The organism is Kitasatospora sp. NPDC043949 (assembly GCF_056435365.1).
The window spans coordinates 1-19,919 of the sequence record NZ_JBWKEQ010000086.1 but is presented as its reverse complement, the minus strand read 5'-3'; the positions used below and the strand labels follow the sequence as shown (position 1 = coordinate 19,919).

17 protein-coding genes are annotated in these 19,919 nt (G+C 73.4%); 6 read left to right on the top strand and 11 right to left on the bottom strand.

The genetic code is table 11. The annotated features are described in order from the left end of the window. Positions 1-94: 94 nt before the first annotated feature. Together AC07AL_RS37235 and AC07AL_RS37230 are read right to left on the bottom strand one after the other, a co-directional pair. Complete coding sequence (locus AC07AL_RS37235) at positions 95-1,198, bottom strand: trypsin-like serine peptidase (RefSeq protein ID WP_478319501.1); 1,104 nt, start codon at positions 1,196-1,198, stop codon at positions 95-97. 149 nt (positions 1,199-1,347) lie between these two features. Further along, a complete protein-coding gene (locus tag AC07AL_RS37230) occupies positions 1,348-2,295 on the bottom strand; it encodes an AraC family transcriptional regulator (RefSeq protein WP_478319500.1) in 948 nt (315 codons plus the stop codon). Between the two features lie 198 nt (positions 2,296-2,493). On the opposite strand from AC07AL_RS37230, the gene AC07AL_RS37225 reads away from it, so the two are divergent. The 3 genes from AC07AL_RS37225 (at position 2,494) to AC07AL_RS37215 (ending at position 6,721) form a co-directional block, all read left to right on the top strand. Beyond that, a complete protein-coding gene (locus AC07AL_RS37225; RefSeq protein ID WP_363581864.1) occupies positions 2,494-2,874 on the top strand; it encodes a YybH family protein in 381 nt (126 codons plus the stop codon). A 191-nt stretch (positions 2,875-3,065) separates the two neighbouring features. Next, the gene (locus AC07AL_RS37220; RefSeq protein ID WP_363628402.1) at positions 3,066-4,937 is read left to right on the top strand and encodes an ABC transporter ATP-binding protein; all 1,872 of its coding nucleotides are present in this window, start codon (positions 3,066-3,068) and stop codon (positions 4,935-4,937) included. Then, entirely contained in the window at positions 4,934-6,721 is a 1,788-nt protein-coding gene (locus AC07AL_RS37215; protein WP_363628401.1) for an ABC transporter ATP-binding protein, read from the top strand. The genes AC07AL_RS37220 and AC07AL_RS37215 overlap by 4 nt, the downstream gene beginning before the upstream one ends. A 37-nt stretch (positions 6,722-6,758) precedes the next feature. On the opposite strand, the gene AC07AL_RS37210 is transcribed toward AC07AL_RS37215, so the two are convergent. Then, a complete protein-coding gene (locus AC07AL_RS37210) occupies positions 6,759-7,172 on the bottom strand; it encodes a cupin domain-containing protein (protein WP_478319499.1) in 414 nt (137 codons plus the stop codon). Between the two features lie 92 nt (positions 7,173-7,264). On the opposite strand from AC07AL_RS37210, the gene AC07AL_RS37205 reads away from it, so the two are divergent. Further along, on the top strand, positions 7,265-7,927 hold the full coding sequence (locus tag AC07AL_RS37205) for a TetR/AcrR family transcriptional regulator (protein WP_363581856.1): 663 nt from the start codon (positions 7,265-7,267) through the stop codon (positions 7,925-7,927). A 28-nt stretch (positions 7,928-7,955) separates the two neighbouring features. Here the strand turns inward: AC07AL_RS37205 and AC07AL_RS37200 are convergent, their stop codons facing one another. The 8 genes from AC07AL_RS37200 to AC07AL_RS37165 all read right to left on the bottom strand — a co-directional run bounded on the left by AC07AL_RS37200 (position 7,956) and on the right by AC07AL_RS37165 (position 17,172). Then, on the bottom strand, positions 7,956-9,143 hold the full coding sequence (locus AC07AL_RS37200; RefSeq protein WP_363581854.1) for an SPFH domain-containing protein: 1,188 nt from the start codon (positions 9,141-9,143) through the stop codon (positions 7,956-7,958). Positions 9,144-9,180: 37 nt separating this feature from the next. After that, positions 9,181-9,417 (bottom strand): hypothetical protein, encoded by a 237-nt coding sequence (locus AC07AL_RS37195; protein WP_350880803.1) that lies wholly within the window; start codon positions 9,415-9,417, stop codon positions 9,181-9,183. A gap of 249 nt (positions 9,418-9,666) precedes the next feature. After that, on the bottom strand, positions 9,667-10,269 hold the full coding sequence (locus AC07AL_RS37190; RefSeq protein WP_478319498.1) for a YczE/YyaS/YitT family protein: 603 nt from the start codon (positions 10,267-10,269) through the stop codon (positions 9,667-9,669). 258 nt (positions 10,270-10,527) lie between these two features. After that, positions 10,528-11,160 carry a LysE/ArgO family amino acid transporter gene (locus AC07AL_RS37185; protein WP_363628400.1) on the bottom strand — a complete coding sequence of 211 codons (633 nt, stop codon included), beginning with the start codon at positions 11,158-11,160 and terminating at the stop codon, positions 10,528-10,530. Between the two features lie 180 nt (positions 11,161-11,340). Then, positions 11,341-12,639, bottom strand: a complete 1,299-nt coding sequence (locus tag AC07AL_RS37180; RefSeq protein ID WP_363624702.1) for a coproporphyrinogen-III oxidase family protein — start codon at positions 12,637-12,639, stop codon at positions 11,341-11,343. A gap of 65 nt (positions 12,640-12,704) precedes the next feature. Continuing rightward, a complete protein-coding gene (locus tag AC07AL_RS37175; RefSeq protein WP_400803068.1) occupies positions 12,705-14,210 on the bottom strand; it encodes a radical SAM protein in 1,506 nt (501 codons plus the stop codon). Positions 14,211-14,245: 35 nt separating this feature from the next. Then, entirely contained in the window at positions 14,246-15,682 is a 1,437-nt protein-coding gene (gene amrS, locus AC07AL_RS37170; protein WP_363581846.1) for an AmmeMemoRadiSam system radical SAM enzyme, read from the bottom strand. A gap of 851 nt (positions 15,683-16,533) precedes the next feature. Next, a complete protein-coding gene (locus tag AC07AL_RS37165) occupies positions 16,534-17,172 on the bottom strand; it encodes a TetR/AcrR family transcriptional regulator C-terminal domain-containing protein (protein WP_478319497.1) in 639 nt (212 codons plus the stop codon). A 55-nt stretch (positions 17,173-17,227) separates the two neighbouring features. Here AC07AL_RS37165 and AC07AL_RS37160 point away from each other — a divergent pair, with 55 nt between their 5' ends. Together AC07AL_RS37160 and AC07AL_RS37155 are read left to right on the top strand one after the other, a co-directional pair. Further along, on the top strand, positions 17,228-18,742 hold the full coding sequence (locus AC07AL_RS37160) for an FAD-dependent monooxygenase (protein ID WP_478319496.1): 1,515 nt from the start codon (positions 17,228-17,230) through the stop codon (positions 18,740-18,742). 147 nt (positions 18,743-18,889) lie between these two features. Then, positions 18,890-19,768, top strand: coding sequence for an N-acetylglucosamine kinase (locus AC07AL_RS37155; protein ID WP_478319495.1), 879 nt, complete (start codon positions 18,890-18,892; stop codon positions 19,766-19,768). Positions 19,769-19,919 lie beyond the last annotated feature (151 nt).

Sequence of the window (19,919 nt, the reverse complement as noted above, 5' to 3'; positions counted from 1 at the left end):
TCGGGGGGCCGGCCGACTGTGTCCCCCCCCCCCCCCCCCCCGCTCCCCCCCCCCCCCTCCCCCCCCCCCCCCCCCCCCCCCCCACCAGGCGGTGTCAGCCGGCGATCCGGGCGCTTTCGGCCGCCTTGTACAGCGGCTTCGTGATCGCGGAGGTGAACTGCGGGCCGACCAGGTGCCGGGTGCAGGAGGTGTCGCCGAAGTCGCAGACCCGGCCCGAGGAGTCGAAGGACGGGCCCTGGGTGTTGTCGCCCACCACGGTGCCGATCCCCGAGGACGGGTCGAAGTCGGCGATCCGGGGGCCGCCGCTGGAACCGCCGCCCATCACGCAGGGGGCGCCCCACTCACCCGGGGGCACCGGGTGGCCAGGGAAGCCGGGGTGCTCGCGGGTCTGCCCCGCGCAGTAGGCGAGCCGGGCCCCGGTGTATTCGGGCAGGCCCTGGCGCGCGGGATCGCCCGACGCCGCACGCGGGTAGCCGAACTGGTGGACCTTCGCGCTGCCCGGCCGGTCGAAGCCGATGCGCTGCGCGGCGCCGACGGCGTCCTGGACCCGCTTGCCCTCGGCGTTGCCGTTCAGGACCAGGAACGCCTGGTCGTAGGCGGAGTACTTGCCGTCCTGCTGGTCGTTGAGGAGCCAGGTGGCGTGGACGACCCCGGTGCGGGCGACGAACGTGCCGTACGGGGCGGTGCCGTCGTGGTAGCCGGGGACGAACATCGAGTTCGTCAGCCACTCGTTGTTCTCACCGAGCAGGTCGGTGTTGTTGACGCAGTGCGCCGCCGTGACGACGGTGCTGCGGTTGGCGCTGTCGACGACGGTCGCGGTGCAGCTCCCGTCCTCGCCGTGGTCGGTGAAGAAGAGCCGGCCCACCGTCTTGCTCAGGGTGGCGGAGCCGGTCCACGGAGCCCCGTCGGGGCCGCTCTTGGGCGGGTTGCCGGAGGACGGCTGGGTCAGGGCGGCCATCCGCTCCGGGGTCCAGTAGTCCAGGACGGCCTGCTGCTGCGCGGGCGTGACCGCCTCCGGGTGGACGGCCACCTGGCTGGTGGCGGCCCCGTCCTGCGGCGCGGCCCCTGCGGGCGCCGCCAGCGCGAGGCCGGCGGCCACCACGAGGGCGGTCAGGAGGACTCGGCCGCGCGCTCGGCCGCGGGCCCGGTCGTGGTTCCGGTTGTGCTGACTGCTGGTCTGGCCATAGGTAGGTGGCATGCGTCGCACGGTAGGAGCGGGATGTCAGGTTCCTGTCGAGGAGGCGTTTCATCCGTCCATCGGTCACGTCAGGTTCCCGTGTGGAGCGCGTCTCATCCGTGTATCGGTCATGAGGATCGCAGGCCCCGTCACCGCTGGGCGGGGTGGAATCATCGCTGGGCCCGGCGGAAGTCGCCCGGGGTGCGGCCGGTCTCGCGGGCGAAGAACTTGCCGAAGTTGGTGGCCTCGGTGAAACCGAGCGCGCGACCGATCGCGGCCACGGGCAGGTCGGTATGGGCGAGCAGCCGCTGTGCCTGTAGGGCGACGCGGGCGTCGGCGAGTTGCTTGGCGCTGCGGCCGGTGGCGGCCAGGCAGGCGCGGGTCAGGGTGCGCGGGGAGTAGCCGAGCCGCGCGGCGTAGTCCTCGACGGAGCGGGTGGCGGCGAAGGAGCGTTCCAGTTCGCGGCGGAACGCGGGGTAGACCCCGGCACCGGGTGGGGAGAGGGCGGGGCGTCCGGCCGGGTCCGGGAGGCGCGCCATGCGGATGAGCAGCGCGCCGAGGAGCTGGCGCAGCAGCACTCCGGTCAGCTCGGCATCGACATCAGCATCGGCTTCGGCATCGGCATCGACGGGCGCTGTCGGGCCGGGGGCCTGCCCGTCCCGCAGCCTCCGGTACTCCGTGTCCAGCTCCGTCACGGCGCGGTCGAAGGCGTCGAGCTCGGCCGGCGGCAGGAGCCGTGCGACGGGGCCGAACCCGTCGAGCATCTGCTGCGTCGCGGGCAGCGGCGGCGGGAAGTCGGCGGTGAACAGCAGCAGGACGGCGTCAAGGTCCGCGGGGTGGCCGTTCGCGTCCGAGGGCAGGCGCTGCACCTGGCCGGGCCGCAGGTGCAGCAGTGTGCCGCGGGTGCACGGGTAGGTGACGAAATCGACCATGGCGGTGCCCTCGCCGCCGCGCACCAGGATGAGCTGGTGGAAGTCCAGGCGGCTCGGCCGGCGGGCGACCGCGCTCTTCAGGCGCGGTTTCAGCGCGTCGAAGGTCAGCACCTCAATGCCGGTCCGCAAGCGGTCGGGGTTGTCGTAGGCGATGTCGACGACGTCGCGCTGTCCACTTTCGACCATGTCGAGTCCCGACTCTACCTCGCCCGAGGGGTGGCTGCGGCGGCATCGTGGAGTCACGGGCGAACGGCGGGCACCGCAGCGAACACCGCAGCGGGCGCCGCACCGGGCGCCACGCCCGGCAGCACAGCGAGCACCGCACCGGGCGCCGCGCCGAAGGGCCGTCACCACCACCCGTTCCCGACCTGAGGACCTCTCACCATGCTCCCTGTCATCACCGACCCCACGCAGCTGCCGACCGTGTTCCAGGACGCGCTGAACGCCGGAGACGTCGACGACGTGCTGGCCCTGTTCGCCGAAGGTGCCGCCATGCGCACGGTGGCCGGCGAGCTCCTCACCGGCGTCGAAGCACTGCGTGCGGAGATCGGCGGAACCGTCGCCGCCCGCGGCAGGCTGACGAACGTCCCGCGGCACAAGGTCATCGGCGCGGACACGGCCCTCCTGGTCACCGACTGGACCCTGGAGATCGACGGCCCCGACGGCGAGCGGATCGCCCCCACCGGCACCACCGCCAACATCGCCCGCCGCGACGCCGACGGCGGCTGGCGCTTCACCGTCCTCAACCCGCGCGGCATCGCCTGAGCCCTGCCGCCCCGCAACCTGGCGGCCCCCGGCGCCGGCTGAGCGCTTCGGGGGGGGGCGGCAGGCCCGCCGCCCCCCGACCTGTGGGTGCGTCAGTTCCGTGGTGGGGCGGTCTGCCAGACTCCGGGAATGAGACATCAGCGAATCCTGGACCAGTTCGCGGCTCGGGGGCCCGTCCGAGGGCAGGCGGGATGACCGGCGCCGGACCGGACCTGCCCGCGGGTGCGCGCCGGGTCCCCTACCGCGATCCCGGGGTGCCGGACCACCGGAGTCCGCTGCGCTTCCTCTGGTGGCTGGTGCGCAGGCAGCGCGGCCGCGTACTGCTCGGCGCGACCTGGGGCAGCCTGTGGATGTGCGCCCTGATGCTGCCGCCCTACCTGATGTCCAGGACGATCGACGAGGGCCTCCGGGCCCGCGACAGCGGCGCGCTGGTCTTCTGGGTGTCGGCCGTCCTCGCGGTCGGCGCGCTCATCGCCGTCCTCGGGATCCTGCGGCACCGCACCATGACCTTCATCCGGGTGGACGCCGCGTACCGCACCGTCCAGGTCATCGCCCGGCACGTCAACCGGCTGGGGACGACGCTGCCGCGCCAGGTGTCGGCCGGCGAGCTGACCCACCTCCAGGCCGGCGACATCGGCCGGATCGCGCAGACACTGACCATCACCGGGCCCGGCGTCGGCGCGGTCATCGCCTACCTCGCCACCGCCGTCCTGCTGGTCCGGATCTCCGTCCTGCTCGCGGCGGTGATCCTCCTCGGGGTGCCGCTGCTGGCCCTCACCGTCGGCCCGTTGCTGGGGAAGCTGCACGGCGCCGAGGGAAGCTACCGCGAGCAGCAGGGGGCGCTGACGGCCCTGGCCGGCGACCTGGTCGCCGGGCTGGGCGTGCTGAACGGCATCGGCGGCAAGCCGATGTTCGCCCGGCGCTACCGGGAGCGCTCGCAGGCCCTCGTGCCGCTCGGCTACCGGGTGGCCTCGTTCACCAGTTGGGTGCAGGCGCTCGGCGCCTGCCTGCCGGTGGTCTTCCTGGCCGTGGTGACCTGGCTCAGCGCCCGGATGGCGGCCGCCGGTTCGATCACGGTCGGTGAACTCGTCTCCGTCTACGGCTACGTGGCGGCCCTGCTGGTGCCCGTCTCCGCCTTCATCGAGGGCGCGGACGACCTGCCGCGCGGGCTGGTCTCCGCCCGCCGGGTCACCGACATCCTGGCGCTGCGGCCGGATTCGACGCGCAGCCGGACACTGACGGACCCGCCGGAAGCGCCGGCGGTGCTGAGCGACCCCGACTCCGGCCTGCTGCTGCGGCCCGGGCGGCTCACCGCGCTGGCCGCCGCCCGGCCCGAGGAGGCCCGGGCCGTCGTCGAGCGACTGGCCGGCTACACCGACTCGGACGCCACCTGGGGCGACACCAGGCTGTCCGACTGGGTACCCGCCGAGCTGCGGCGCCACGTCCTGGTGTCGGACGACGACGCGTACCTGTTCGGCGGCACGCTCCGTTCCGCGGTGTCGATCCGCGGCGACCGCATCGAGGAGGAACTGCGGCGCGCCCTGCACGCCGCCGCGGCCGAGGACATCGTCGACGCCCTGCCGGGCGGCCTGGACGCGCCGCTCGACGACCGCGCCGGCAACGTCTCGGGCGGGCAGCGCCAACGGCTGCGGCTGGCCCGCGCGCTGCTGGCCGATCCCGAGATACTGCTGCTGGTCGAGCCCACCTCGGCGCTGGACGCGCTCACCGAGGCGGCTGTGGCGGCCCGGATCGGCGCCGTACGCGGCGGCCGGACCACCCTGGTCGTCAGCACCTCCCCCCTGGTACTCGGCCGCGCCGACGAGGTGGTCCACCTGGTGGACGGCAAGGTCCGGGCCACCGGCACCCACGGCGAGCTGCTGGCCCGCGACCCCGGCTACGCGGCGCTGGTGTTCCGCGGCAGCACCGGCGCCCGCCCGGCGGGCGCCGCGACCGACGACCGCCCGCGGACCATCCCGGCAGGCGCCGACCGCCCCGCGAGCGTCACGACCGACGACCACCCGCGGAGCGTCGCCGCGGACACCGAGGAAGGACTGGCCCGATGAGCGACCCCGACGGCCCCGACGGCCCCGACGACCGCCACGCCCCCCACCGCCTCCCGGTCGCCGACACCACGACGGTGCGCCGGGCCAGTTGGCGCCTGCTGGCGGACGACGGCCGGGCGATGGGCGCGATCGTCGCCCTCACCTGCCTCGCCGCCCTCGCGGGCGTCGCCGGGCCGTGGCTGCTGGGCCGCATCGTCACCCGGGTCGAGAACGGCGAGCTGACGGTCGGCCAGGTGGACGGCTTCGCCGCGGCGGTCCTGGGGTTCGCCCTCGCCCAGCTGGTGCTCACCCGCTACGCCCGCCACCTCTCCCACCGGTTCGGCGAACGCGCCCTGGCCCGGCTCCGCGAGGAGGTCGTCGAGCGGACGCTCGCGCTGCCCGGGCGGTACGCGGAACGGGTCGGCGCCGGCGACCTGGTGACCCGCTCCTCGCTGGACGTGGGCACCGTGGCCGCCACCCTGCGCAACGCGGCCCCGGACGTCTTCATCGCCGTCGTCCAGGTGCTGGTCATCCTCACCGCGACGTTCCTGCTCGACCCGCTGATCGGGCTCTGCGCCCTGGTGGGCCTGCCGATCGTCTGGGCGGTGAGCCGCTGGTACCTGTCCCGGGCCCGGGAGGCCTACCTCGCCGAGGGGGCCGCGGCGGGCGGGGTCACCGAGGTCCTCGACTCCACCGCCCACGGCGCCCGGACCATCGAGGCGTACGGGGTCGGGGCGCGCCAGGACGGCGTGGTCGACCGGGCCGTCGACACCGCCTACCGGGCCCGGGTGCGCACCCTGTTCCTGCGGACCGTGCTGTTCCCGGTCACCGAGTTCGCGCACGCGCTGCCGACGGCCCTCATCCTGCTGGTGGGCGGCCTCGGCTACCTCCACGGCTCGGTGACGCTGGGCGCGGTGGTGGCGGGCGGCCTCTACATGTGGCAGCTCGTCGACCCGCTGGACCGGGCGCTCAACTGGGTCGAGCAACTGCAGAGCAGCGGTGCGTCGTTCGCCCGCATCAAGGGCGTCGGCCTGGTGTCGCAGGAGCCGCCGGCCACCGGCCCGCGCCCCGCCGACGACCGGATCGAGGCCATCGGCGTGCGGTACTCCTACACCGGCTCGCACGACGTGCTGACGGACGTCGACCTGGTGGTCCGGCCGGGCGAGCGGCTGGCCGTGGTCGGCCCGTCCGGCGCCGGCAAGTCGACCCTCGGCAAGCTGCTCGCCGGCGTCGACGCCCCGGACGCGGGGCGGATCCTGGTCGGCGGCGTGCCGGTCGCGGACCTCGCCGCGGCGGGCGAGCTGGGCAACCGCGTCGTCCTCATCACCCAGCAGCACCACGTCTTCATGGGGACGCTCCGGGAGAACATGACGCTGGCCGCCCCGGACGCCGAGGACGCGGCGGTCCTGGCCGCGCTCGCCCTGGTGGAGGCGGACTGGGTGCGCGACCTCCCGGACGGGCTGGACTCGCTCCTGGGCACCGGCGGGACCGAACTCGGCGCCGCGCAGGCCCAGCAGCTCACCCTAGCCCGGGTCCAGCTGGCCGATCCGCACACCCTGATCCTGGACGAGGCGACCTCCCTGCTCGACCCGACCACGGCCCGGCAGGCGGAGCGGGCGATGGCGGCCGTGCGCTCCGACCGCACGGTCATCTCCATCGCCCACCGGCTCCAGACCGCGCACGACGCGGACCGGGTCGCCGTCATGGAGGCGGGCCGCATCGTCGAGCTGGGCACCCACGACGAGCTGGTCGCCGCCGGCGGGCGGTACGCGGCGCTCTGGCGGTCGTGGAGCGGGGAGTCCTGACCGGCCCGGCGGCGGTGCCACCGGGCCGCGCCCGCGGTCAGGGGGTGTCGGTGCGCTTTTCGAGCCGGGTGCCGTGGCGCAGGGTGAGCGACATCAGGTCGCTGGGGCCGTCGAGTTCGAGGCGGTGCCAGCGGCCCCGGGGGACGACCACGGCGCTGCCGGCGGGCAGCGGCACCATCTCGTCGGCGCCTCCCCCCGCGCCGCCCCCGTCCCCGTCGGCGGGGCGGAGGTGGAGCCGCGCGCCGCCGGCGAGGCAGCACACCGCCTCGTCGGCCTCCGGGTGCATCTCCCAGTGATCGGCGTGGACGTCGGCGTCGGTCTCCACGTGGAAGGCGCCGAGGTGCCAGGTGCCCGGCGCGCCGCCGGCCATCTGCCGCCCGGCGGCTCGGACTTCGCCGTCGGGGTGGAAGTGCAGGGCCGAGGCGAACAGGTCGACGACGGTGGGCGTCATGGTGGCGTTCCTTCCGGTCAGCAATTTCTATACGCGTAAGAAAACTAACCCCGCGCGGCCACCGCTGTCGACCCCTGGGGAATGATGGACCCATGCCGACCGCACCGCGCAGGACCTCGGGCCGACCGCCCCGCATCTCCCGTGAGCAGGTCGTCGAGGCGGCCCGCCGGATCGTGGCCGAGGAGGGCGTGGACCGGCTGACCATGCGCCGCCTCGCCTCCGAGGTCGGCAGTACGCCGATGGCGCTCTACCACCACGTGCGCGACAAGGAGGAACTGCTCGTCCTGCTGCTGGACGACTACGCGGCGCGGACACTGCGCCGGCCCGAGCTGCCCGCCGACCCGCGCGACCGCGTCGTCGGGTCCGCCGCCGCGATCCACGAGGCGCTGGCCGGCTGCCCCTGGATCGTCGAGGTGCTGACCGCCGACGACCTGATGTCCGCGTCCGCGCTGTGGTTCGTCGAGCAGATCGTCGACGGCCTCACCGCGTGCGGCCTCACACCGGAACGCGCCGTACAGGGGTACCGCACGATCTGGTACTACACCGCCGGCGAGCTGGTGGTCCGGGCGGCGGCGGCCCGGCGGCGCGCGGACGACGAGCGCGCCACCTACCGGGAGCAGGTGTTCGGCGGCCTCGACCCGGACGAACTCCCCCGCCTCGCACAGGTCGCGGACCGCTGGGCCGCGCTGACCACCGACGACACCTACCTGGACGGCCTGCGGGCCCTGGTGGACGGCCTCGTCGCCGCCCGTTGACGCCCCGGCCCGCAGGCCCCGGCGCGCCTCAGGTCCGTTCCGGGAAGCGGGGCTTGGACTTGCCGTCGCCGAACGGGCCGGTCGAGTGCTGGAGCGAGTGCAGGATGGCGAGGCCCTGGCTGACGATGCCCGCCGCCATCTGGTTGACCCCGTCGCTGCCGTTGAGGACGGTGAGCTCCGCTCCCGACATGCCACGGGCCGCCGCGTCGGCGAGGGCCGGCAGGTTCTCCACGATCCGGTTGGCCGCGATGAGCTCCTGGTTGCCGCCGCGCAGGGAGTCGGCCCGGGCGGTGTTGGCGTCCGCCTGCGCCTGGGCGAGCGCCCGCTCGCTGTAGGCGCTGCCGTCCGCCTCGAACTTCACCCGGTCACGGGCGGCCTCGGCCAGCGTCCGCTGCCGGTAGGCCTCGGCGTCCGCCGGGCGCCGCACCTCGGCCTCCAGTTGCTGGGCGGCCAGCGCGGCCCGGCGTTGGGCGAGCGAGGTCTGCTCCTCGATGACGTCCTGGGAGGCCCGGGCCTCGGCGAGCGGCCCGGCCTGGGCGGCCCGGGCCCTGGACTGCTCGGTCTCGGCGAGGAACCCGGCCCGTTTGATCGCGGTGTTCCGCTCGTACTCGGCCTTCAGCGCGGCCGCCTGCTGCTCCCGCTCGGTGGCCTCCTGGTCCGCCTTGGCCTGGGCGATCCGGGCCTGGCTGGCGACCGCCGCCGCGTGCGGCGCGGCCAGGTTGTCGATGTACCCGGTCGAGTCCTCGATCTCCTGGATCTGCAGCGCGTCGACCACGATGCCGAGCTTCTCCATCTCGCCGTGGCTGCCCGCCATCACCTCCTGGGCGACCCGGCTGCGCTCCCGGATGATCTGCTCGACAGTCAGCCCGCCGATGATCGAGCGCAGGTGGCCGGCGAAGATCCGGCCGACGAGCTCCTCCATCTGGTCCTGTTCCGAGAGGAAGCGGCGGGCCGCGTTGGCGATCGACACGGCGTCGTCGCCGACCTTGAACACGCAGACCGCGCGCACGGTGAGCCGGATCCCCTGCTGGGTCACGCAGTCCTCGGCGATCTCCGCCTCCCGCAGGGCCAGGGAGAGCATGCGGACCTTCTGCTTGACCGGCAGGACGAGGCTGCCGTGCCCGGTGACGATGCGGAACTGGGTGTCCTGCGCCTGGTGCTTGGACCCGGAGATGAGCATCGCCTCGTTGGGTGCGGGAACGTGCCAGAAGAACATGACCGACCACCTGACCAGCTGGGATCCGAAACCGCGGTTAGGGCGGCAGCAGCTCGACGATCACCGAGCGGGCCGAGATCGCGTCCACCACGACCACCCGGACGTCCCGGCCGACCGGCTCCGAGCACCAGGCCGCGAACACCTCCGAACCACCCCGGAGGGCGACCAGGACCTCGCCCGGGCCGCCCGCCGGAATGGGCACCGTCACCTTGCCGACGGCTCCGACCGGGCTCTGCCGGGAGTCGTCGACCGCGGGCATGCTCTCTCGCGCCACCGGCGCCTCCGGTCCCCGCGTCGCACCACGTCGCACCACGTCCGCCGCACCTGCACCGTGGACGGTCACCGGCCACCACCGCCTCCGAAAGGCCCGGGCCGCCGGGCTCGCCACGGGTCGAGGACACCTGCGGCAACCGCCGACGGCGGCGGTGCCTCGACCCCTTCCACGGTACTCCGGCAGCCGGTCCGCCACCGGCCGACGCCGGAGCGGGCCGGACCGCCGCCGGAGCGGACGGACCGGCGCCGGTCAGGGCACGGCCAGGGCGACCGCGAAGCCGTGGTCCGGAATGTCGAGGAAGCGCCGGTTGAACCGGACGAAGGGCTCGATGAGCAGGTCCACGAAGACCAGGAAGGCCACCGTGCCGATGCCCACCGGGCCTCCCAGCAGCCAGCCGCAGAGCAGCAGCACCCCTTCGATCAGCCCCTTCGCGCACCAGAACGGCCAGGTCCAGCGGTGCCGGATGGTGATCGCCAGCAAGTCGATGGCCCGGATGCCGAAGCCGCTCATGATGATCAGCGCCGAGGCGTAGGCGCACAGCAGCGCGCCGAGCAGCATCAGCGGGTAGCTGCTCAGCCCCAACCAGGCGGCAGGCCGCAGCCATTGGAAGAGGTCGATCAGGCTGCCGCACAGGAAGAAGGTCACGAAGGGCGAGACCACCGGGCGCTTGCGGTTCCACGCCGCCCACGCGCCGATGCACACCACCGCGACGGCCGCCTGGCACAGGCCGATGGTGAGCGGCAGGTGCTTGAGCACGCCCAGCGAGAAGACGTCGAGCGGGTCGGTGCCCAGATCGGACTGGATGAAGAAGTGGGCGCCCGTCGAGAAGACCACGCAGCCGGCCAGGTACACCAGCGCCCTGGGAAGTAACTCCCCCAGCCGCCAAGGTTTTCCGTTCGGATCGACGCCAGGGGGACGGTGGGACGCCATCGGTTCCTCCAGGGGGACGGGCGTCCGGCCCGCTGCCGTCCCCGAGGCGCGGAGGCGGGCGGCGGCGCGGACACCGGGCTGTTCGGAAGCCGGGGCCCGCCGCCGAACTCCCGCCAAACGGCTGGGAGTTCGGCGAAGGGCCTCGGTCAGCCGCCGCCCGACGCCGTCACCGCGGCCGGTTCAGGCGAGCGACTGGTAGGCCAGGAAGCCGCCGAAGAGGATGACCCCGATCCCGGCGACCAGGTCGACGCCCTTCAGCAGCCGGGCGCTGAAGCGCCGGCGGAACACCACCACGCCCGTGCTCAGCAGGGTGAACCACAGGAGCGTGCCGCAGCCGACGCCGACCAGCATGGACACCGAGGCGGGCAGCGTCCCGGTGACGTTCGCCGCCGTGGCCGCGGCGAAGGCGGCGGCCCAGTAGCCGATCGTCGCCGGGTTGGAGGCGGTGGCCGCCAGCGCCGTGCGGAACGCCGCCAGCGGGCGGACCAGTTCGGGGTTCCGCTCGTCCTCGGTGGCCGCCTGGACCCGGAAGGCGGAGCGCAGCGAGCGCGCGCCGATGTACACCAGCACGGCGGCCCCGGCCAGCCCCAGGGCCGTGCGCAGCGCGGGGACGTCCAGCAGCCTGCCGACCCCGGCGAGGCCCAGGCCGGCGTAGGCGATGTCCACCAGGGCCGCGCCCAGGCCGATCGCCCAGCCGGTCGGGAAGCCGTCGCGCAGGACGCTGCGCACGCACAGCAGGCCGATGGGGCCGAGGGGCAGGGCGACCAGGAAGCCGAGGCTGAGCCCGGCGAACCACGCGGGGAGGATGTTCACCGCGGTCCCCCGCAGGTCACCGCGATCATTCCGGTCCGGTGGAAGTCCGGGCGGAAGTCCCCACGGGAGTCCCCACGAAAGCCCCGGTGGAAGTCCCGGCTCAAGGCCCGGCGGAAGGCCTGGTGCGAGCACGTGCGCGACAATTCGCTCTGCCCCTCGTCACAACACCCGCCGATCAGGTCACTCGACGAGCTCCGATATGCCGAACCGTACCTCATCCCCTTCGGCGGGACTGAGATCTTCCGGCGCGTAGAACAGCTCGTACACATTGGTCGACAACAACTGACCGAGCCTGGTCAGCGCATACACGTCCGTGCCCCGTTCCTCCAGCCATCCCTTGTCGACGAGCTGCTCGATCTCCGCCCCGAAGACGGCCTCCATGGTGACGCCGAACCGGTCGTGGAAGTCCGGCCGGTTGACCTCGCACATCTTGAGGCCGCGGATCATGACGCGGCGCATTTCCTGTTCCTTGGTGAGGTACGTGGCGAAATCCAGCGGGATTTGACCACTTCCAACCATCTCGTAGTACTTCTTGAGCGGCTTGACGTTGACGAACAGCCGGTCGTGGATCACGCTCTTCGACGAGACGCCGAATCCGATCATCGGCCAGGTCCGCCAGTAGTACTCCAGGAAGCGCGAGTAGTCGGCGCAGCGGTCGGGGTGGTAGTACCCGGTCGAGCTGCGTCGGGCGAAGCCCGCCGCCTCCAGCGCGTCGATGGCGTACTCGTACATCCGGCGCTCGTCCTGCGCCGAGGGGAGCGCCATCTTCCCGGACGTGATGAGCGAGTGGAACGCCGTCTTGGGCCAGATCTCCAGGCCATAGGCCGTGATGCAGGCCGGTTCGAGTTCGATGGCCCGGTCGACGCTGCGCTTCCAGTCGTCCACGGACTGGCCGGGCAGCGGGAAGATCAGGTCGATGTTGGTGTGCGTGAAACCGCCGTCGACGACGGTGCGGAAGGCGCGTTCGGCGGTGGCGAGGTCGTGCGAGCGGTTGCAGATCTCCAGCAGCCGGTCGTCGAAGGCCTGGACGCCGACGCTGAGCCGGGTGAATCCGGCCTCCCGCATGCGCGCGATCTTGGCCTCGTCGACCGTCGAGGGGTCGAATTCCAGGCCGATCTCCGCGCCCTCGTTGAATTCGAACGATTCCCGGCAGGCGTCCAGCAGCCGGGCCGTCTGGTCGCCGGTGAGGATGCCCGGCGTACCGCCGCCGAAATACACCGCGTCGACCCGGAACGCGGGGAAGGCCCGATTGGCGGCGAAGGCGCGGATCTCGCGTTCGAGCACGTCGACGTACTGGGCGAAGTGCTGCTCGTTCCGGTTGATGTAGACGGTGTAGTCGCAGAATCCGCACTTGGTGATGCAGAACGGGACGTGCAGGTAGAGCACCGCGTTCTCGGGGCGGAAGTACTCGTCGTACTCGTGGTGCCGGTATTTGAACGGGTACGTGTGGATGTTCCGTCGGATGATCTTCTCGGCCATCTGCTGTCGCTCCTTCGTCGGGGCCGGCCTGGCGTGGTGGTGGACGGGTCCGGGGGCGGAGGCCGTCAGCAGAGGACCTGGAACGGACGGACGTCGGCGGACGCGTCGAGGTCCGGCCGGTCGTTGGGGACCACCGGGCGCCCGCACGAGACGAAGAGGTCGTCGTAGCGCGCCCGCGACCGCTCGCGGTAGTCGGCGGCGGAGCGGGCCAGCATCTTGACGACCTCCTCCGCGAGCATCAACTGGTACTGGCAGGACTCGGTGTTGAGGACGTTCACGTCGCCCGAGGCCACGTGGTTCTCCTGCCGGCAGCCCCCGCCGCACAGGTAGCGGGCCCAGCAGGACCCGCACACCCGGTGCTCGTCGACGGTGCGCCGCCACTCGGGGTGGTCCCGGGTGAGGCCCTCGGCCCCGGTGCCCACGTCGAAGCCCTGGTCGCCGACCAGGCGGTGGCAGGGGCTGACGCTGCCGTCCGGGGAGTGCGTGTAGTACGTCCGGCCGCCCGAGCAGAACGCCAGCGCCGCCGCGCCCTCGGTGACCATCTGCACGGCCCGCTCGTACTCCAGGACGCCCTTGAACCGGTTGTCGGGGGCGAACAGCCGCGGGTAGTGGACCAGGAAGTCCTTGAACTGCTCCACGATGCCGGGCTGGAGGAAGTGGTTGATGTACTGGATGCCCTTCGGCTCGGACAGCTTCCGGTCCCCCAGCGTGAGGGCGATCGGCACCGTCGTGCCCTGCTCCACCGGGTAGACGCCCGGATAGATCTGGAAGTAGTCGAAGAGGTCGAGCCCCCACAGGTCGAGCACGCTCTCGGTGAGGCTGGGCTGCGCCGTCGCGATGGTCATCCGGGCCACCAGGGTGACGTCGTCGCCGCACGCCTCGCGCAGCCGGAACAGGTTGCGGATGATCCGGTCGTAGGAGCCCTTCCCGTTCTTGGACGGGCGGTTGGCGTCCTGGACCTCGCGGCCGCCGTCGATCGAGACCGAGACGATGAACCGGTGGTCGCGGAACAGTTCCTCGACGCCCTGGGGCATCAGGGTGAGGTTGGTCGAGATCCGGTGGACGAACTCGGTGCCCGAGCGCCCGGCGAGGTCGCGGGCGCGTTCGCAGATCTTGCGGATCACCGTGAAGTTCGCCAGCGGCTCCCCGCCGAAGAACTCGAAGCGGACCCGCTGCCCGGGCGCGGCGTAACGGTGGATGAAGTCGAAGATCCAGGCGATCGAGTGCTCGCCCATCGCCTCGGTGATCCGGCCGTAGTCCCCGCCCTCGGCGAAGCAGTACGTGCAGGCGAGGTTGCACACGTTCGTCAGGTTGACGTTGACCGCGAAGTCGGCGCCGTCGGACAGCGCGCTCTCCCGGAGCCGGATGCGGTTGGCCTCCCGGCCGGTGGCGGCGCCGGCCTGCAACCGCTCCCACGCCCGCCGCTCGTCCAGCCGCAGGTGGTCGACGCCGGAGGCCAGCCGCTCGGCGGTGTCCGCCGGGGCGAGCAGCAGCCGGTGGCTCCCGGTGATGAGGACGGCCGACAGGTCGTCGCTGAACGGCAGGACGCGGTAGTCGGTCCCGTGCCGCATCGGACCCGCCTGCTCCGTCGCGCTCGCGGGCCCGGTCATGACCTGGCGCGGGGCTGGAAGAGCGGCAGCGGCGAGACGTCCTCGTTCAGCGTTCCGGCGGAGGCCTCCACGGTCGGGAAGTGCGCGCGGTCGAAGACCTGGTGGAGGCTGGAGGTGCACTGCGGCGGTACGGCCACCTGGACGCCGACCTCGCCCGCCGTGCTCTTGGCCGCGATGTACCGGAAGCTCTCCTGCGGGGCCAGGTCGATGACCTGCCAGCCCTGCTCCGCGGCCGGGTCGCCGTAGCGGCGGTGGTAGGCCCGAACCGGCGCGGCGGAGGTGTTGCGCACCTGGACGTGCAGGGCGCGGACGTCGCCGTGCCAGTCGAAGCGGGCCAGGTCCAGGCCCTCGGCGGCGGGGAGTTCCGGCACCCGGGCGCGCGGGCGGGCGTCGGGCAACAGGACGATCGGCGAGCGGGCGCCGCAGCCGATGCAGGCGCCGGCCGCGTCCAGGCCGACCAGGTCGGCGTTCAGGCCGTAGCGGGTGATCTGGAGCTGCCCGCACCGGTGGCACCAGGTGTTGGTCGACTCCGTGTCGTACACGTTCCCCAGGTAGACGTGGTTGAGCCCCATGTCCATGGCGACCTTGCGGGCCCGTTCCAGCCGGTCGACGGGGGTGCGGATGGTGTTGGTCATCTTGTAGTCCGGGTGGAAGCGCACGAAGTGCGTGGGCACGTCCGGGCTGAGCCGCTCGCCGACGAACCTCGCCATGTCCCGGGCGGTCGCCTCGTCGTCGCTGAGGTCGGTGACCATCAGCGTGGAGACCTCGACGTGCTTCCCGGCCCGGAACACCTGCTCGGTGCCCTCCAGGACCGGTTCCAGCCAGCCCTTGGTGATCTTCCGGTAGTACTTCGGGTCCAGGGACTTGATCGACACCGAGAAGATGTCGATCACCGGGATCAGTTCCTCGATCGCCTCGCCGCTGATGAAGAACGCGGACTTGTAGAGGTTGACGATTCCCGCCGCCTTGGCGAGGGCGGCCGTCTCCACCACGAACTCGTGCCACACCACCGGGTCGTTGTAGGTCCAGGAGATCACCTTCACGCCGTGCCGGACGGCGATGTCCACGACCTCCTCGGGCGTGTAGTGGTAGACGTCCTTGTCCTCCACGTGGCGCGCCTGCGACGTCTTCCAGTTGTGGCAGTAGTCGCAGTTGAGCATGCAGCCGACGTTCCCCATCGAGAGGATCCGGGCGCCGGGCGCGTAGTGGAACACCGCCTCGGTCTCGATGGTCTCCTCGGTGGCGTGGACCGAGCGCCCGTAGTTCAGGGTCACCAGGCGGCCGTCCCGGTTGGCCCGGACCATGCAGAATCCGTGCTGGCCGGGGCGGATCCGGCAGTTCCGGGGGCTGAGATGACATCGGACCACGCCGTCGTCCAGGCGTTCCTCCAGCCTGGCGGGGCGCGGTTCCTTGTCCCAGGTGTTCTGCGACATGGCTGTTCCTTCCGTGCGGTGGTACGGACACGGTGGTACGGAGGCGGTGGTGCGGCGGTGGTGGTACGGCGGCGACGGGTCGGTCCCGGACGGGCAGGGGCGGACGGGCAGGGGCGGGCGGCCCGGTGCGGTCGTCCGCGCCGGGCGGGGCCCTCCGGATCAGGCCGTCGCCGGAGGAGGTGCGGTCACGTGCGCGGGGCACGCCGGGACGGGGCGCGCCGGGGCGGCGCGGTCGGGAAACCCGAATTCCCGCACTGTGGTGTGGAATTCGACATCGGCCCGCCCGTACATCCGCCCGTGGTCCGGAACGCCGCTGTCCCGGTGTCTCGCTTTCACCGGGCGGGCCGGTTCCGCGCGGGTTTCCGCGGTCACGAACGTCAAGCGGATCTCACTTTCCCTCATGACGAAGCCACTGCTGAGAAAAACGCCTCGTGAAGAGGCCGAAGCGGAGCGGGAGTTCGGTGAGAAATTCGCCAACTGCGATGAGCTTCGGCGTATGGGCTCCCGCCTGTCAAGAAGTCCGCGTGCCGCCCGATCCGGCCAACACCGGGAAGCGGACAGCGCCCTCCGGTCACGGCGGGGAGCAGGTTAGGCAAGCCTCACAAACGGTGATCTCGCGCCTGCCCAGCGGGTTCCCGGGCCGGGGAACGGCGGGGGCCGATCCGGCGGGGCGGCGCGGCCGGGATCGCCCGGTGCGGGAGGAGGGCCGAAAATCGCCGCCGATCGGTGGAATACCTGCCGCCACAGGGCCGATCGGCCGTCCCACCCGCCGCTCGCCGAGCACCGGTAAAGGCGGTCCCGAGGGGGGGCGTGTGGAGCGGCCGGGGCAACGAGGGGCGGCTGCTGGGAATTCAGGGGGCGGTGGGGCCGGACGGGGAGAGGATCCGGGAGAGGCCGAACTCGAAGCGCTCGGTGAAGGCGGCGTCCTCCAGGTGCGGGGCGACCCGGGCGAGCGCCGGGTAGTCGCCGCCGGCGAGGGCCGGGCCGAGGGTGTGCACGCCGTCCTGGGCGGCCAGGGCCTGCTCCTCCTGGGCCAGGCCGAGGGTCAGGTACTGGATGGTCCAGAACACCCAGGACGCGTGGCGCTCGTCCAGTCCGCCGTCGAGGAGCGCGGCGATCATGGCGTCGGTGAAGCGCAGGGTGCCGGGCTCGGCGGCGTAGGTGCCGGCGACGATGACCGCGCCGTCACGGTGGGCCAGCAGGCACCGCCGGTAGCGGTGGGCGAGCTCGCGGGCCCGTTCGCGCCAGGGCGCGGGCAGGTCGTCGAGCGGGATCTCACCGACGATCGCGTCCGCCATGAGTTCCAGCAGGCGGCCCTTGGTCTTGGCGTGCCAGAGCACGGTGTTCATCCGGACGCCGAGCCGTTCGGCGACGCCGCGCACGGAGACGGCGGCGGCGCCCTTGTCGTCCAGCAGGTCGAGGGCGACGCGGACCACCGTGTCGGAGTCGAGTCGGGTCCGGGGGGCGTCCGGGGCTTGCTTCTTGGTCACTGACCTAGTCTACTGGAGCCAAGTCATTGGTCACTGACCAAGAGAGGGATGAGTCATGGAACAGGTCGTCATCGCCGGCGGGGGCCCGGTCGGGCTCTGGCTCGCCGCCGAACTCCGGCTGCAGGGCATCGAGGTCACCGTGCTGGAGAGCCGCACCGAACCCGACCCGCACTCGCGGGCCACCACCGTGCACCCGCGCACCCTGGAACTGCTGGCCTGCCGCGGCCTGGTGGAGCCCTTCCTCGCCGAGGGCGTCCGAATCCCCGGCGGGCACTTCGCCGCACTGCCGCCCCGGTTGGACTTCAGTCGGCTGGACACGCCGTACCCGTTCACGCTCGCACTCCCCCAGGTGCGCACCGAGGCACTGCTGGCCGAACACCTCCGCTCGACCGGCGCCCGGCTGCTCCGCGGACACCGCGTCACCGGGCTGGACCAAGGCGACGACGCGGTCACCGTCCACGTCCACGGCCCGGACGGCCCCCACCGGCTGCGCACCGCCTACCTGGTCGGCTGCGACGGCACCCGCAGCACCGTGCGCGAGGCGGCGGGCATCGGCTTCCCCGGCACCCCGGCCACCGCCTGGGCCTGGATGGCGGACGCCGTGCTCGACGCACCACCGCGCTGGCGCTCCGTCTCCAACGAGCAGGGCACCGTGATGGTCTTCCCGCTGCCCGGCGGGGTGCACCGGGTGGTCGGCAACGACACGGCGACCGTCCACACCAAGCCCGGCCCGCTGACCTTCGAGCAGCTGCGCGCCAAGGTCCGCGGGATCACCGGGACGGACTTCGGGATGCGCGAGGCCGGCTGGATCTCGACCTTCGGCAACGCCTCCCGCCAGGCCGACCGGTACCGGCACGGGCGGGTCCTGGTGGCGGGCGACGCCGCGCACTCGCACTTCCCGGCCGGCGGGCCCGGACTCAACGTCGGCATGCAGGACGCCGCCAACCTCGGCTGGAAACTCGCCCGCACCATCACCGGCGCCGCCCCCGACGGCCTGCTCGACAGCTACCACGCCGAGCGCCACCCGGTCGGCGTGGAGCTGCTGCGCTCCACCCACGCCCAGTCCGGGCTGATGACCGACCACTCGCGGACGACGCTGGCCCTGCGCGGCCTGCTCGCCGAACTCATCACCGGCGTCGACGAGTTCTCGGACGAACTGGCCGGTCGCGCGGCCGGCCTCACGACCGCCTACCCGGCCGACCCCGCCGGCGGGGCGCACCCGCTGACCGGCTCCCGGGCGCCCGACCTGAGGCCCGCCGGGCCCGCGGACGGCACCGGCCTGTTCACGCTGCTGCACCCGGGCCGCCACGTCCTGCTCGACCTCACCGGCCGGGCCGGCGCCGAGTTCGCCGCCCTCGCCCACGCCACCAGCCCGGGCGTGACGGTGCACAGCGCGCCGCTCGCCGCGTCGCGGCCCGCCTGGCTCGGCGTCACCGCCGCCCTGGTCCGGCCCGACGGGCACCTGGCCTGGCTCACCGAGGAGCAGCACCTCCCCGCACTGGTCACGGCCGCGCACGCGGCCGTCACGGCGACGACCGCCCACCCTTCCGCCGCGATCCCTCTACGCTGAGGAGCGATCGGCCCACGGGCGCCCTCTCCGGAGCCCCGAGGGCCGGCGGCAGCCGCTCGCGCAGGTCCGCGGCGCCCTGCCGGCCGCCGACCTGATGCCGCTCACCACCACCCCGGCCACCCGCCGAGCCCGCACCGGAGCCACCCGATGACCACCCTCCACCTCGGCGTCGACGCCGGCGGCAGCCGCACCCGCGCCGTCCTCCTGGACGCCGCGGGCGCCGTCCGGGGCCGCGGCGAGAGCCCCGGCGCCAACCCCGCCGGAGAGGGCCCGGAGCCGGCGCTCGACCGGCTGGCGGCGGCGGTCACGGCCGCCCTCGACGCCCGCGCCCCGGGCCGCATCGCCGCCTGCCTGATCGGCCTCGCCGGGTACCGCTCCCTACCGGACCCGGACGCGTTCGCCGAGCGCTGCCGGGCCGCCCTCGGCCTGCGCCACCCGGTGCGACTCGTCCCCGACACCGTCCCGGCCCTGGCCTCCGGCGGCGTCACCGACGGCCACGGCACCGTCCTGATCGCGGGCACGGGCGCGATCTGCGTCCGGCTCGCCGGTGCCCGCACGCTCGCGCGCACCGGCGGGCTCGGCTGGCTGCTCGGCGACGAGGGCGGCGGCTTCTGGCTCGGCCGCGAGGCCCTGCGCCACGCCCACGCCGACCCGGCCGGCCCGCTCGGCACCGCCGTCCGCGCCCGCTGCGCCGCCGACTCCCCCGACGCCCTGCTCCGCTGGGCCTACGCCGGCCTGCCCCGCCGGCTCGCCACCCTCGCCCCGCTGGTCTCCCGGCTCGCCGCGCAGGGCGACCCGGCCGCCCGCGCCATCGCCGACACCGCCGCCGACCACCTGGCCGCCCTCGCCCGCGCCACCGCCGCCCCCACCGAACCCCTGGTCCTCACCGGCTCGGTGGCCACCGCCCCCGGCCCGATCCGCGAGCGCCTCCACCACCTCCTCGCCGACCTCCACCCCCGCCTCCCCCGCACCGACCCCGCCACCGCCGCCGCCCACCTCGCCACCCGCCTCGCCGCCGGGCGGTAGACGGCCAGACGGATCACCAACCCGGCCGCGCCCCACCGGAAATGGCATGCACGCCACTAGTAGGGCTTGGTCAGGTTTGTATGGATGTGGGTATGTCGCGGTGGCAGGTGGGGCAGGCGCCGGCCCAGGTTGCGAGGAGGAACTGCATTTC